Source organism: Pseudomonas sp. DSP3-2-3 (assembly GCF_049898225.1).
Lineage (GTDB): Bacteria > Pseudomonadota > Gammaproteobacteria > Pseudomonadales > Pseudomonadaceae > Aquipseudomonas.
Genome location: NZ_JAFCXH010000007.1, coordinates 127,112 through 142,461, shown reverse-complemented (window position 1 = coordinate 142,461; position 15,350 = coordinate 127,112). Strand labels below are relative to the sequence as shown.

Here is a 15,350-nt window from a genome sequence, read left to right as displayed (position 1 = left end):
AGCGTCGCGAAACGGGAAGCTAGGCGCACTTAATCTATGGAGTGCGAGCCTTGGACTGGCAAACCCTGCTCAACCGCGAACGTCTTGGCAAAACCCTGCACAGCCCCGAAGAGTTGGGGCGCAGTCCTTTTCACAAGGATCACGATCGCATCATCTTCTCCGGGGCGTTTCGCCGCCTCGGGCGCAAGACCCAGGTGCATCCCGTGTCGAGCAACGACCATATTCATACCCGCCTGACCCACTCGCTGGAAGTCAGTTGCGTCGGTCGCTCGCTGGGCATGCGTGTCGGTGAGACCTTGCGCAGCGCCCTGCCCGACTGGTGCGATCCGGGTGATCTGGGCATGGTCATTCAGTCGGCCTGCCTGGCCCACGATATTGGCAACCCACCATTTGGTCACTCTGGCGAGGATGCGATTCGCAACTGGTTCAATCAGGCAGCCGGGCGCGGCTGGCTGGATGCCATGAGCGCAGTGGAGCGCGATGACTTCCTCAACTTCGGGGGCAATGCGCAGGGTTTTCGGGTCCTGACCCAACTGGAATATCACCAGTTCGATGGTGGCACGCGCCTGACGTACGCAACGCTGGGCACGTACCTGAAATACCCTTGGACCGCACGACATGCCGATTCCCTCGGCTACAAGAAACACAAGTTCGGCTGCTACCAGAGCGAGCTGCCGATCCTCGAACAGATCGCCCACAAACTGGGCTTGCCACAACTTGAGGAACAACGCTGGGCGCGCCATCCACTGGTGTACCTGATGGAAGCCGCCGATGACATCTGCTATGCCCTGATCGATCTGGAAGACGGGCTGGAGATGGACCTGCTGGACTATGCCGAGGTCGAGGGCTTGTTGCTGAGCCTGGTGGGCGATGATTTGCCGGACACCTATCGCCAGCTCGGCCCGGACGACTCACGGCGGCGCAAACTGGCCATTTTGCGTGGCAAGGCCATTGAACACCTGACCAACGCTGCCGCCCGGGCGTTCGTCGAGCAACAGGACGAATTGCTGGCCGGCACGCTCAGTGGCGATCTGGTCGAACACATGCATGGCCCGGCAAAGCGTTGCGTGCTCGATGCCAAGGACATGGCGCGCAAGAAGATCTTCCAGGACAAGCGCAAGACCCTGCACGAGATTGGCGCATACACCACCCTTGAGATTCTCCTCAATGCGTTTTGCGGCGCAGCACTGGAACAGTTCGGCGGACGCACGCCGTCGTTCAAGCATCGACGCATTCTCGACCTGATGGGCAACAGCGCCCCCGACCCACACGCGCCGCTGCATGCATCGTTTCTGCGCATGATCGACTTCATCGCCGGAATGACCGACAGCTACGCCAGTGAAATGGCCAGGGAGATGACGGGGCGCTCAAGCCCCATGTAAGGCACCGGAGGGATGCTGTCTCACGCGTTGCCAAACGCTGGGATGGCATCCACTCGAATCATTTCAGCACCAATGAGCGCGAGATGCGCATTGAAACTTCAGAATCGCCCTACGCACATATCAGAAAGGTCCTATCGCTTGGGTGCTGGCACTGCCCAATAATCCCGCCACTTTGATTGCCACTACTGGCACATCTCCCATTAGTCCAATAGCCATCGCCGATGCCGTTCGAAGGCTGCCGATCCGCCTCGATCCGCACCCGCGTTGCGCGAGCACGTTGCCGGAAGCTCCCCCCATGTTTAAACACAACTTGCGCATCCTGCTGGTGGAGGATCATCCGTTTCAACTGATCGCCACGCAGATCCTGCTCAACAACCAAGGGTATTTCCTGCTTACCCCTGTCCTGACGGCCACCGAGGCACTGGAAGCCATGACGCGCACTCCCAAACCCTACGACCTGCTGCTTTGCGACCAGGGTCTGCCGGACTTTCAGGGGTTCGACCTGATTGAACTGGCCCACAAACGTGGCTTCGTCCGCCGCGCCATACTCCTCAGCGGACTGGGTAACAGTCAGTTGCACGCACTTGAACAAATGGCACTCGAACGCGGCCTTCCGCTACTGGGCTGCCTGAGCAAACCCCTGCACGGCCCGGATCTGTGCCGCATGCTTGATGCCACCCTCCCCGACGCATGATCGAGCCAGGCGCCGGACAAGACCGCTGTGAAGAGATAAGTAAATAGCAATGAAATCAAACAGTGAACACTGTAGGAAAACAGTTCTTAGTTTGCAGGAAATTTCATAACCGAAATAAACAAGGTATTTTTTTATAACTGAATTCTCACGACATTCCGTTGATAATTTAAACACTAACGCAACGAAAAATGGGCGTTCTCGTACTCCGATACTTTAATTGTTGTAGGACATTTCCTATATATACCCTGCAGCGCAGTCTGTTCATGGGCCTGCTTGAACATCTGAGCTAAGGTGCGCGCTTTCTTCGCAGCTTGTATGGATTGAATCATGAACTCAGTTTTTATCATCGACGATCACCCGGTTATTCGCCTCGCCGTTCGAATGCTCCTGGAAAACGAAAATTACCAGGTGGTGGGTGAAACCGATAACGGTGTGGATGCCATGCAGATGGTCCGCGAATGCATGCCGGATCTGATCATCCTCGACATCAGCATCCCTAAGCTCGACGGCCTGGAAGTACTGGCCCGCTTCAATGCCATGGGTCTGCATTCGAAAATCCTGGTCCTGACGTCACAGACCCCCAGCCTGTTCGCCATCCGGTGCATGCAATCGGGCGCCGCAGGTTATGTCTGCAAACAGGAAGACCTCAGTGAACTGCTCAGCTCGGTGAAAGCCGTATTATCCGGCTACAATTACTTCCCGAGTCAGGCGCTGACCAAAGCGACTGGCGAAAATGGCCAACCCAGCGAAATCGAACTGTTCAAGTTGGTCAATGATCGCGAGTTGATGGTATTGCAGCTGTTCGCTCAGGGCCGTACCAATAAAGAAATCGCCAAGGGAATGTTTCTCAGCAATAAGACCGTCAGCACTTACAAAACACGCCTGATGCAAAAGCTCAGGGTTAAAACCTTGGTAGAACTTATCGAGATGGCAAAACGCAACGCGCTCGTGTGAGGGACCGGATGTCCACCCGCATTAAACATTATTTGATACTGGCCGCCTGCGTCTGCGCAAGTTGGAGCGCCCAGGCGATTCCGGCTGGCGGCGAATCCTACCGCCTGCTGAGTCGCTCCAGTCCCGGACACATGGACGTCAAGCTGGACAAGGCGCAGTGGCAGTGGGTACACGAGAAGCGCGAGCTGATCCTGGGTACTTCTGCCCCTGACTACCCGCCGTTCGATCTGACCCAGTCAGGTCGAGAGTACGAAGGGTTTACCGCCGACTACACCGGCATCATCTCCGAAGCGCTGGACCTGCCCGTCAAGGTCCAGCGCTATGAGTCCAGAGCTTCGGCAATCAGCGCCCTGAAGGAAGGCAAGATCGATCTGCTCGGCAGCGCAAACGGGTTCGAGGCAATCGATGGCAGTCTCAAGCTCTCGACACCTTACGCAGTGGATCAGCCGGTGCTGGTAACGCGCGTCGGCGAGACGCGCGCACTGAACCAGGGCCTGGAGGGCATGCGCCTGAGCATGGTCTATCACTATTTGCCGGAGTCCAGCGTCAAGGCCCTCTACCCGGGGGCTACATTGAAGACCTATCCTTCGTTTCAGAGCGCTATCAACGCCGTTGCTTTCAATCAGGCCGACGTCTTTCTCGGCGATACCATTTCCACCCAGTACCTGATCAACAAGGGCTATCTGAATAACGTGCAGATGGCCAATTTCGGCAAGCATGAGGCCAACGGTTTCAGCTTCGCAGTCCGCAACGACGGCACGCCCTTGTTGCCCATACTCAATCAGACCCTCAAATCCATCAGCGTTGATGAGCGCATTGCCATTTCCCGGCGCTGGGGGGCTGACGACTTGATGCTGACCGATCAGAAACTGCAACTGACCCAGCGCGAGGAGCGCTGGATCGCGCAACACCCAACCGTGCGCCTTGTCATCAACGAATCCTATGCACCGCTGACGTTCTTCGACGCCAACGGCAACTTCCGCGGCATCACCGCCGACCTGCTGGAACTGGTGCGCCTGCGCACCGGGCTGCGCTTCGAAGTCAGCCGGTCGCAAAGCCTGTCCGACATGCTGAATCGGGTCAGTCAGGGCCAGGCCGACATGATCGGAGCCCTGATTCCCAGTGAGGAGCGCGAAGACCAGCTCAGTTTCAGTCGTCCATACGTAGACAACTCATTCGTGCTGGTGACGCGCAAATGGCCAGACAACCCACCCCGACTTGAGCAACTCAACGGCAAACGGGTGGCGATCAACGTCGGCAGCCCTCTCACCGCCTACCTGCGGGACAACTTCCCGGAGATCGTGCCCATCGAAGTGGACAACCCTTTCCAGGCACTGGACATGCTTGCCCAGGGTCGAGTTGAAGGCGCGATCACCTCATTGCTGATCGCCAATTATTTTCTCTCTTCAGGCGTCTTCGAGGACCGCCTGCAAATGACCGCGACCGTCGGCAACGAGCCGGCCCTGATCTCCATGGCCACCTCGCGCAAGGCCACTGAGCTGAGCGCCATTCTCGACAAGGCGCTGTCGAGCATCGCCCCGCAGGATCTGGCGGTGATCAACAACCGCTGGCGCTCGTATACCCCGGCCGGCGGCAACTGGCACGACTATCAGCGCCAGATCTATCAGATCCTCATCGGCGCCGGTCTGTTATTGCTCGGTTCACTGGCCTGGAATGCCTACATGCGACGCCAGATCAAGCAACGCGAACGGGCCGAGCGCGCACTCAGCGATCAATTCGAGTTCATGAGCGCTCTGGTCAACGGCACTCCGCATCCTATCTACGTGCGGGACCGCGAAGGACTGCTGCGCATGTGCAACGACAGCTATCTGGAAGCCTTCTCGGCGCGGCGTGAGGACATCCTCAACAAAACCGTTACCGAGGGCATTCTCAGTGATGTCGACGAAGCCCACGAATATGCCGACGACTACAAACGGGTGATGGCCAGCAGCACGCCGCTGATCCTCGACCGCACGCTGCACATCGGCGACCGACATCTGACGATCTATCACTGGATCCTGCCGTTCCGTGATTCGCTGGGTGAAGTCCAGGGCGTCATCGGGGGCTGGATCGACATCAGCGAGCGTCGCCAGTTGATCGAGGAGCTTCGCACCGCCAAGGATCAGGCCGATGACGCCAATCGCGCCAAGAGCACCTTCCTGGCAACCATGAGCCATGAAATACGCACCCCGATGAACGCCGTGATCGGCATGCTCGAACTGGCCCTGCGTCGAGCCGATCAGGGTCAGCTGGATCGACCGGCCATCGAGGTGGCCTACGGCTCGGCCAAGGATCTGCTGGAGCTTATCGGTGACATCCTGGATATCGCGCGCATCGAGTCAGGCCGCCTGACCCTGAGTCCGGAGCGCGCAAATCTGCGCCAGCTGGTCGAATCGGTGTTTCGTGTCTTCGACGGGCTGGCCCGGCAAAAGAGCCTCGGGCTGTTGCTTGATCTAGACCCCGGCATCAACACCGATGTCCTGATCGATCCGCTGCGCTTCAAACAGATTCTCTCCAATCTCATCAGCAACGCGATCAAGTTCACCGAGCAGGGTCAGGTGAAAATCAGCCTGCAGACCGACACCAGCCCGGGCCCGCAACAGCTGCGGCTGCACGTGCTGATCCAGGACAGCGGCATCGGCATCAGCACAGAGGATCAGCAGCGGCTGTTCGAGCCTTTTGCCCAGGCGGAAAACACCGGTCAACAGCCGCGCACCGGCGCCGGACTGGGGCTGGTGATCTGCCGTCACCTGTGCGAAATGATGGGCGGCACATTGAACCTCAGCAGTGAGCCCGGAGACGGTACGCAAGTCCACATGACCTTTGATCTGACAACCCTGGAGCCGCTGGAAATCGCCGCGCCGGCCAAGGAAGCACCGCCACGGGAAACGGCGGCGCTGGACATCCTCATCGTCGACGATCATCCCGCCAACTGCATGCTCCTGTGTCAGCAGCTCGAATTTCTCGGCCATCACTGCTCGACAGCGGAACAGGGGGCCCAAGGGCTTGAGCTCTGGCTGCCAGGACAGTTCGATCTGGTAATAGCTGACTGCAACATGCCGGTGATGAATGGCTACGACCTGACTCGCGCAATCCGCAACCATGAGCAGGATGAAAAGCGTCAGCGCTGCACGATCTGGGGCTTTACCGCCAATGCCCAGCCGGAAGAGAAACAGCGCTGTCGGGATGCGGGCATGGACGACTGCCTGTTCAAACCCATCAGCCTCAAGGCGCTCAACGAACGATTGGACAAGCTCCAGCCTCGCGCTCGGCAACGCCCTGAAATATCGGCTCCCGAAGTGTTCGACATGGGCAGCGTCAGCCTGTTGACCGGTGATCGTCCCGAAAGCGTTCAGCGGCTATTGGCGCAACTGCTGCTCAGCTGCGAACAGGACCGCGCGGAACTCACCGGCCTCAAGGCAACGGCGAATCAGGCCGACATTCGTCAGATGGCACACAAGATCAAGGGCGCGGCGCGGATCATTCGGGCGGTTCAGGTCATCGACAGATGTGAAGCGCTGGAAGATGCCTGTGGCGAAGCCGAACCCGTGGAGATCATTGAGGCGTGTCAGGCAGCTTTGGTAGCTGCGATGAGTGTACTGGAGACAGCCTTGCGCAACGCGCTCCATCAGACAGATGAATCGGGCAACCGCAATGGGGGAAACGAGGGGATCCACGACTAGACGGGGATCTGCAACCGGAAGGGAAACGCGGTAGAACAAGGAAGCAGGCGCGTGGCCTGCCTCCTCGGAACATCAGGCAACCGGATTGATTGGTTTTTCCGGGTACCAGACGTCGATCAGCGGGCTGACGGTAACTTCGGTCAGTTCGCTGCGGCCTTTGAGCCAGGCTTCAACAGCAGCGCGCTGCTCTTCGTTGACCGAGCCACGCTTGATGAGGCAAACCAGACCGAAGTCATCGCCGCCAACATAACCCAGACCATTGGCTTCCATGGCGTCCTTGAGGAACTCCTCGAGGAACGCGTCGATCGCCTTGTCATCCAGATCTTCCTTGAAGTCCAGGTTCAGCTCAAAACCCAACTCCTGGAATTCATCTACGCACAGCTTTTTGCGCAGACGCTGGGAACGGTTAGTGGCCATTGAACAAATCCTCATAAGTAATATCGGGCGGCACTTTAGCAGTTTGGGCGGCCAATTGCCTGCCTAACAGGCCCAAGATCGGGTATTGCCGATAAACAGGCTGCTGCGGCCCGACTCGGCACTTGATAAAAAATAGCGGTCGAGACGCTTGCACCGGAGCACAAGTCACCGCTGGTTGGGGCATAATGCCGTCTATTCGACCGCCAGACGGCTTTTCTTCAACAACCGTCTGTGTCAGCTACTTATTTTTGTCGAGGGAACCCATCCATGCCCTCTTATTTTTCCCCTCTTTGCAGTAGGGTTTTATTGAATGATCAAATCTTTGCGTCCTTTGTTTTTTTTCGCCCTTCTGCTGCCACTGGGACTGCCTGCTCAGGCAGCGGTCATCAACACCACGCTGCCGCCCAAGGTTCAGCAAGCCCTGAAAGCCAGCAAGCTGGGCGACGATGCCTTGTCGCTGGTGATGCTGCCGCTTAACGGTCCTGGCAATCCGACGGTTTTCAACGCCGACGTATCGGTCAACCCGGCGTCAACCATGAAGCTGATCACCACCTATGCAGCGCTGGAAATGCTCGGCCCGACCCATCAATGGAGGACCGAGTTCTTCACCGATGGCACCCTGAACAACGGTGTGCTGCACGGCAACCTCTACCTTAAAGGCGGCGGCGATCCCAAGCTCAACATGGAAAAGCTCTGGCTGCTCATGCGCGATCTGCGCGCCAATGGCGTCCAGCAAGTGACCGGTGATCTGGTTCTGGACCGCAGCCATTTCGTGCAGCCGCAGCTCCCGGTGTTCGACGATGACGGCAACGACAAGAACAAGCCGTTCCTGGTCAAACCCGACTCGTTGATGATCAACCTCAAGGCCCTGCGCTTCATCACCCGCAACGACGGCGGCAAGATTCTGGTGTCCGTCGAGCCGCCGATCGCCAGCATCCGCGTGGAAAATCAGGTCAAGGCCGTAGCCTCCAAGCAATGCGCCGGTGACGTGCGTTACAGCCCGATCCCGCAGGCGGACGGCACGGTCGTGGTGACCGTCAGCGGGCAATTGGGCGATGGCTGCAATTCCCAGACCTACCTGTCACTGCTCGACCACCCGACCTACGCAGCAGGCGCTGTACGCGCGATCTGGCAGGAACTGGGCGGCAGCATCCTCGGCAAGGACCGCGTCGATGTAGTGCCAGGCAGCGCGAAACTGTTGGCCAAGGCGTTCTCGCCAGACCTCACGGAAATCATTCGCGACATCAACAAATTCAGTAACAACACCATGGCGCAGCAGTTGTTCCTGAGCCTGGGTTCGGAATATCGCAACGAAGCCGATGGCGATGATGCCAAGGCCGCACAGCGGGTGATCCGCCAGTGGCTGGCGAAAAAAGGCATTACCGCGCCACACCTGGTCATGGAAAACGGTTCGGGCCTGTCCCGTGCAGAGCGGGTCAGCGCGCGTGAAATGGCGATCATTCTGCAGGCCGCATGGCGCAGCCCGTATGCCGCCGAATTCATGAGTTCGATGCCACTGGCCGGCATGGACGGCACCATGCGCAAGCGCCTCAAGCGCACGCCACTGCTGGGCGAAGCACATATCAAGACCGGTACGTTGAACACGGTTCGCGCCATCGCCGGTTTCAGCCGCGACAGCAACGGCAATACCTGGGCGGTCGTGGCCATTCTTAATGACCCGCGTCCATTTGGTGCCTCGTCAGTGCTGGATGAAGTGTTGGTCGACTTGTATCGCCAGCCGAAACTGGTCAACAACACCGTGTCGATTCAGCAGCAGTAAACGACCCGCACCTGTCAACGAAAGGGGTCTGTCGCAAGACCGGCCCCTCGTTCACCAACCCTCACAGCCGCCCGCCTCGACCCGGTCGCGCCCCGCCTGCTTGGCTGCGTAGACCCGCGAATCCACGCGCAGCAACAATGCGTCGTCACCTTCCCCTTCGCGCCAGCCCGCAACGCCGAAACTGGCGGTAATGACCCCAATGCCATCGACCGGTTGACTGCGCAGCTCACGCCACAGATCCAACGCCAGTTGATACGCCTGAACAGCATCGGTGCCCGGGCAGAGCACCATGAACTCTTCCCCGCCCAGCCGACAGAACACATCATTGCTACGCAGCCGCAGACTGATGCGCTGAGAAATGGCCTGCAACGCCCAATCGCCCATGGCATGCCCAAGCTGGTCATTGATCCTTTTGAAATGATCGATATCCAGCATGATCACCGACAGCGCTCCCCCATTACCCTGGACCCGGCCCAGTTCGACCGCGAGACGTTCCTGAAAATAGCGACGGTTGAAGACGCCGGTCAGCGAATCAGTTACCGCTAACCTGCGCAATTCCTCCTCGACGCGCTTGCGTTCGGTGATATCAATACAAACCGCCAGGTAGCCCACCCACTGGCCTTGCTCATCGCGCACGGCCGTCACCAGCATATTGACTGACAATGTGCTGCCGTCACGCCGTACGAAGGTCCACTCCCGAGACTGGTGGATGCTCTCCTGGCTGGCTTCGACAAAGATCGCTTCACCCGCTGAAACCTGGGTGCCATAGCCGACACTCAGGCGCTGAGCATGCTCTTCGAGCTCTGCCGTCAATTGCAGATCCTTCAGCGTGAAGCGCCCCACGACCTCGTCATTGCTGTAACCGAGCATTTTCTGTGCGCCAACATTAAAGGTACTGATCACGCCATTCAGGTCAGTGGCAATAATTGCCACCTCAGTGGCGGCGTTGAGCAGATTGCGCAGCTGGCCGTGAGTGCCGCTTAATTGCTGCTCGCGCTGGCGCAACTCCGACGTGCGTTGATCCACCAGCCGCAGGGCGCGTTGCCGCTGGCCGACCAGGCTGTAGAGCAAAGCGCTGAGCATCAGGCTCAGCAGCCCGCCCAACAGGATCACATTGACCCTTTGCGATTGGTTACTGTTGAGAAAAACCGAGGTTGGACGGATCTCCAGCAGATAGTCGCGATCGGCCAGGTTCAACAGCGTGCTGACCCGCAAATCACTTTCGGCCGCCGCTATAGATGACTGATACAAGGGTTCCGGCTCGTCAGGCGCGGCCAGGTCGCGCAGGGTCACGGCGAGGTTTTCCTGGGTTGGCAAACCTTCGGTCATCAGGGCGCTCAGACTGATAACGGCCATGACAAAACCGCTTACATCATCCGCCCGCGTCGAAAATCTGGCATCCCCGGCCAATACCGGGGACAGCAACAGAATCCCGGTCGCGTTGACCGGTTCCAGACCGACCAGATGCATGCGCGGGGTCACGACCATGGAGCCCAGCTGGCGCGCCCGCTCCAGCGCTTCGTGGCGCAGCTGTTCAGAGGCAATGTCGAAGCCCAGGGGCAATGGCAGCGTGCTGCGTGACTGAGTGAAAAGTACCGGGAAATATTCCGCCCTGACCGCAGCTTTTCGCAGCCCGCCCGCAGCGTCGAGCTCGCGCACACTGAAGCCGCCCAGGCCTTCGACGACAGCCTGGCGCTCGAATGGCTCGCGCTCGGTGTCGACGACCCTCGGTGCCCAGGAGTACGCCTGGGTCCCCATCAGCAACGGCGCGGCAAAACCGTTGAATTCCGCGCGACTGATCTGATCGGAAAAGACAAAGAAGCGCCGCAGGCTGTCCAGGCGATAAACCTGGCCATCAAGGCGTTCCTGAATACGACTGAAATGTTCGGTGGCGAGTAAGCTGAAGCGCTGGATCAGTTGGCGTTTATAGAGTTCGAAATTGGCGAGGGCGAGGATGATCGTCAACAACAACCCTAAAACCAGAGCCGTTATTGCAACGACCCATGGAGAGGCCTGCTCGCTGATAAAGCCAAGAATCTTCGGGCGCACAGGGTTTGACGGCATACGCAAAACTCACGACGCCAGCACAGTAAACAGTCACGCTGGCTGTGGCTCTCTTATAGCTATTCGCCACTAATTTGCCTAGCCTGAAATTGCAGTGCGCACCGTGGAAGCGTTACGCACCGCACATTGTTGCCAATCAGCGCGCCATGATTTTCCAGGCGCGATGGATCTTGCTGTTGCGGGCGAAGTCCGGATCCACGGTCTGGGCAGTGATTTCCTCCACGGCATAACGCTCGCCGAGGTTTTCATCGAGCACGAACTTGCGGAAGTTGTTGGAGAAATACAACACGCCGCCGGGCGCAAGACGCGCCATGGCCAGGTCGAGCAATTGCACCTGATCACGCTGTACGTCGAAGATGCCTTCCATGCGCTTGGAATTGGAGAACGTCGGCGGATCAATGAAGATCAGGTCGTATTCCTCACGGCACGCTTCCAGCCACGCCATCACATCGCCCTGCTCCAGACGGTTCTTGTCAGAGAACCCGTTCAGCGACAGGTTGCGCCGCGCCCAGTCCAGATAGGTCTTGGACAAGTCGACGCTGGTAGTGCTGCGCGCGCCGCCTTTGGCCGCATGAACGCTGGCCGTTGCGGTGTAGGCATACAGATTGAGGAAGCGCTTGCCCGCCGCTTCACGCTGGATACGCATACGCATCGGGCGGTGGTCGAGGAACAGGCCGGTGTCCAGGTAGTCGGTCAGGTTCACCAGCAGCTTGACGCCACCTTCGCTGACTTCCCGGAACTGCCCTTGGGCACTTTGCCGCTCGTACTGTTTGGTGCCGCTCTGGCGTTCGCGACGCTTGATCACCACGCGGCTCTTGTCGATGTTCAACGCCTGGGGAATGGCCGCCAGCGCATCGAACAGGCGCGCCGAGGCTTTCTCCGGATCGATGGACTTGGGTGCGGCGTATTCCTGAACGTGAACCCAGTCGTGATACAGGTCGATGGCCAGGGAGTATTCCGGCATGTCGGCATCGTAGACGCGATAGCAATCGATCCCTTCGCGACGGACCCATTTGCCCAGCAGCTTGAGGTTCTTCTGCAGGCGGTTGGCGAACATCTGGCCGCCTTCGCTCAAGCGCGGCTGCTCGACAACCACTGGAGCCGGTTTGATCGGATTGCCGTTCTTGTTGTACTTCTCGTACTTGCCTGGCGCTTCCAGCGCGCCGGTATCCTCGGGCTCCACCTGTTCACGCTCGAGCTGCCGCTGTTCGGCAGTACGGCGCTCGCCGGTGACGAACTGATCGGGAAGCACTTTGATCAGCAGCAGCTTGCACGGCAAGGCGCCGTTCCAGAATGCGTACTGTTTGTGGCTGCGAATCCCCATACGCTTGCCCAGATCCGGGGCACCGGTAAACACCGCGGCCTCCCAGTTCAGACAGGCCTGGCGCAGACGTTCGCCGAGATTCTGATAGAGATAAAGCAGGCTCGCCTCATCACCCAGACGCTCGCCGTAAGGAGGGTTGCAGATCACCAGGCCTTTCTGGTTCTGGTCCGGGCGCGGCTCGAAGGTGGCGACTTCGCCCTGATAGACCTTGATCCACTCGCTCAGGCCAGCGCGCTCGATGTTGTTGCGCCCCGGCTGGATCAGGCGCGGGTCAGCTTCATAACCGCGAATCCACAGCGGCGGCTTGGCCAGACCGGCCTGTGCCCGCGCCACTGCATCATCATGCAACTTGGTCCAAAGCGCCGGGACGTGTCCCAGCCACGCCGAAAAACCCCAACGCTCGCGCTTGAGGTTGGGCGCGATGTCGGCAGCCATCATCGCCGCTTCCACCAGAAAGGTGCCCACGCCGCACATCGGGTCAGCCAGCGCGCCACCTTCAGCGGCAATACGCGGCCAGCCGGCACGAATCAGAATCGCGGCAGCAAGGTTTTCCTTGAGCGGTGCAGCGCCCTGCTGCAAACGATAGCCACGCTGGTGCAGGCTGTGCCCGGACAAGTCCAGGGACAGAATGGCTTCGCCGCGATCCAGGCGCAGATGTACGCGCAGATCGGGATTGAGCTTGTCCACCGAAGGCCGCAGACCCTCCGGCGTACGCAATTTGTCGACAATGGCGTCCTTGACCTTCAAGGCGCCAAAGTGGGTGTTATCAATGCCCGAACCGTTACCGCTGAACTCCACCGCCAGCGAACCATCGGCTTCAAGGTGGTCCTGCCAGTCGATATCCAGGACGCCGTGATACAGGTCTTCGGCGTCTTTCATCGGGAAGCGCTTGAGCACCAGCAGCACACGGTTGGCCAGGCGCGACCACAGGCATAACCGGTAGGCGGTTTCCATGGTGGCGACACCACGGATGGCCGAGGTGTGTTCCCGGGTCTCCTCAAGGCCAAGCGCAGTGGCTTCCTCAGACAGCAGGCCTTCGAGGCCTTTTGGGCACGTGAGGAAAAGTTCGTAACGTTCGGACATGAATATTCCAGGGCCGTAGCCATAAGCGGCGGGCAACGCATTGCCCCACCAGATTTAAAACAAGCGTCTTTCTTGGAGAACGCCTGCGTGGCACACACATTGTGCCGGTCCACCGCATGAGGTTATGACGTCAGTGCGGCAGTTTTTACCTTGAATCCAACCTGTTTGACCTTCAGCCCGCAATGGCCAAAAGACACTGGCTGAAAAGTGACTCATTCAGCATGACAACTGCCGCAATAAAAAGTCACATCGTGACCCTTCGTCGAAAAGCCTCTGAGTGCATTCAGCCATCACCCGCACTTGAGAATTGGTCTCAGCTTGCGCCGAAACCCTCGACATTGCGGGCTTGTAGAAAATATCAAGTTTGAAACACCTCAAGGCTTATGTCCCAGAGGTCACAAATGTTACGTGCTTATGACAAAACGATCATTCACAGCGCCCAATCCATTGGTTAGAACTCATCTCAGGTTGTTACTGCAATGGTAACGGCACCAAGCCCGCGACGCCGGCAGCGGGTACCAACGGCAGAATAATTCTGCCCGACCTCAGCACGAGGTCCCAGGGACATTACAGTCAACAAACGAGGGCAACACCCTATGAGAAGACTTAAGCGTGATCCGTTGGAAAGAGCATTTTTACGCGGATATCAATTTGGCGTTCATGGAAAATCCCGTGAGCTTTGCCCTTTTACTCTACCGTCAGTGCGCCAAGCGTGGATCAATGGTTGGCGAGAAGGACGCGGCGACAACTGGGACGGTATGACCGGCACTGCGGGAATCCACAGACTCAACGAACTTCACGCGGTCGGGTAATCAGGTAACTTCCGACCAGTCCAGCAAATCTCTGTAAAAAATGACCTAACCAGGCGCGTCCCATCCGGGCGCGGGGCGCAAGCCCAGGGGCTCCTCAGGAGCCCCTTTTTTATGCCTGGCGTTTGGGCATTGCCGCGATAGCGTCCACCGATTGGCGAATCAGTGCCGGGCCTTTATAGATAAAGCCGGAGTAGATCTGCACCAGACTGGCACCGGCGGCGATTTTCTCAGCCGCGTGCTTGCCTTCGGTGATGCCGCCCGCAGCGATGATCGGCAGACGCCCGGCCAGTTCACCGGCGAGGATCTTCACCGTATGCGTACTCTTCTCGCGTACCGGCGCACCTGACAACCCGCCCGCTTCGTCGCCGTGAGGCAAGCCTTCAACGCCTTGGCGGCTGAGCGTGGTGTTGGTGGCGATGACCGCGTCCATGCCGGATTCGATCAATGCCGCGGCAACCAACACGGTTTCTTCATCAGTCATGTCCGGGGCGATCTTGATTGCCAACGGCACGCGCTTGCCATGCAACTGGGTCAGCGCCTGCTGACGGATGCTCAAGGCTTCCAGCAGTTGCTTCAACGAGTCGCCGAATTGCAGGCTGCGCAGCCCCGGCGTGTTGGGCGAGCTGACATTGACCGTGACGTAGCTGGCGTGGGCGTAGACCTTGTCCAGGCAAATCAGATAGTCATCCACGGCGCGCTCGACCGGTGTATCGAAATTCTTGCCGATATTGATGCCCAGGATACCGGTGTATTTCGCGGCCTGAACCCGGCTGATCAGATGATCGACGCCCAGATTATTGAAGCCCATGCGATTGATGATCGCCTCGGCGTGCGGCAGGCGGAAGATCCGTGGCTTCGGATTGCCCGGCTGTGGACGCGGGGTTACCGTGCCGATTTCAACGAAGCCGAAACCCAGCTGGGCGAAGCCGTCGATGGCCGCGCCGTTCTTGTCCAGTCCTGCCGCCAGCCCGACCGGATTGGGAAACTCCAGGCCCATGACAGTCACCGGCAGGCGCGCAGGCGCCTTGCTCAGCAGGCGATTGAGCCCCAGGCGTCCGCCGGCACCAATCAGGTCCAGCGACAGGTCATGGGAGGTTTCCGGGGAAAGTTTGAACAGTAACTGGCGGGCCAGGTTATACATGGGCGGGCGCGACTCG

Annotated in this window: 10 protein-coding genes; 6 read left to right on the top strand and 4 right to left on the bottom strand. The window is 58.8% G+C overall.

Annotation, left to right across the window (positions count from 1 at the left end; translation table 11 throughout):
- Positions 1 to 50 precede the first annotated feature (50 nt).
- From ACP7E4_RS10755 to ACP7E4_RS10740, 4 genes are all read left to right on the top strand, one after another.
- Entirely contained in the window at positions 51 to 1,382 is a 1,332-nt protein-coding gene (locus tag ACP7E4_RS10755) for a deoxyguanosinetriphosphate triphosphohydrolase (RefSeq protein ID WP_426114862.1), read from the top strand.
- Between the two features lie 295 nt (positions 1,383 to 1,677).
- Positions 1,678 to 2,076 (top strand): response regulator, encoded by a 399-nt coding sequence (locus ACP7E4_RS10750; RefSeq protein ID WP_426114864.1) that lies wholly within the window; start codon positions 1,678 to 1,680, stop codon positions 2,074 to 2,076.
- Between the two features lie 327 nt (positions 2,077 to 2,403).
- Complete coding sequence (locus ACP7E4_RS10745) at positions 2,404 to 3,030, top strand: response regulator transcription factor (RefSeq protein WP_065834028.1); 627 nt, start codon at positions 2,404 to 2,406, stop codon at positions 3,028 to 3,030.
- Positions 3,031 to 3,038: 8 nt separating this feature from the next.
- A complete protein-coding gene (locus tag ACP7E4_RS10740; protein WP_426114867.1) occupies positions 3,039 to 6,713 on the top strand; it encodes a transporter substrate-binding domain-containing protein in 3,675 nt (1,224 codons plus the stop codon).
- 72 nt (positions 6,714 to 6,785) lie between these two features.
- Here ACP7E4_RS10740 and ACP7E4_RS10735 read toward each other — a convergent pair whose 3' ends face one another.
- Entirely contained in the window at positions 6,786 to 7,130 is a 345-nt protein-coding gene (locus ACP7E4_RS10735) for a YggL family protein (RefSeq protein ID WP_020290150.1), read from the bottom strand.
- Between the two features lie 310 nt (positions 7,131 to 7,440).
- Here ACP7E4_RS10735 and dacB point away from each other — a divergent pair, with 310 nt between their 5' ends.
- The gene (gene dacB / locus ACP7E4_RS10730) at positions 7,441 to 8,910 is read left to right on the top strand and encodes a D-alanyl-D-alanine carboxypeptidase/D-alanyl-D-alanine endopeptidase (RefSeq protein WP_426114869.1); all 1,470 of its coding nucleotides are present in this window, start codon (positions 7,441 to 7,443) and stop codon (positions 8,908 to 8,910) included.
- A 51-nt stretch (positions 8,911 to 8,961) separates the two neighbouring features.
- On the opposite strand, the gene ACP7E4_RS10725 is transcribed toward dacB, so the two are convergent.
- A complete protein-coding gene (locus ACP7E4_RS10725) occupies positions 8,962 to 10,974 on the bottom strand; it encodes a diguanylate cyclase (protein WP_426114871.1) in 2,013 nt (670 codons plus the stop codon).
- Positions 10,975 to 11,110: 136 nt separating this feature from the next.
- Positions 11,111 to 13,381, bottom strand: coding sequence for a bifunctional 23S rRNA (guanine(2069)-N(7))-methyltransferase RlmK/23S rRNA (guanine(2445)-N(2))-methyltransferase RlmL (rlmKL, locus tag ACP7E4_RS10720; RefSeq protein ID WP_426114873.1), 2,271 nt, complete (start codon positions 13,379 to 13,381; stop codon positions 11,111 to 11,113).
- A gap of 596 nt (positions 13,382 to 13,977) precedes the next feature.
- On the opposite strand from rlmKL, the gene rmf reads away from it, so the two are divergent.
- Positions 13,978 to 14,193, top strand: a complete 216-nt coding sequence (rmf, locus tag ACP7E4_RS10715) for a ribosome modulation factor (RefSeq protein ID WP_080290409.1) — start codon at positions 13,978 to 13,980, stop codon at positions 14,191 to 14,193.
- Positions 14,194 to 14,302: 109 nt separating this feature from the next.
- On the opposite strand, the gene ACP7E4_RS10710 is transcribed toward rmf, so the two are convergent.
- Positions 14,303 to 15,334, bottom strand: coding sequence for a quinone-dependent dihydroorotate dehydrogenase (locus ACP7E4_RS10710; RefSeq protein WP_426114876.1), 1,032 nt, complete (start codon positions 15,332 to 15,334; stop codon positions 14,303 to 14,305).
- Between the last annotated feature and the right edge of the window lie 16 nt (positions 15,335 to 15,350).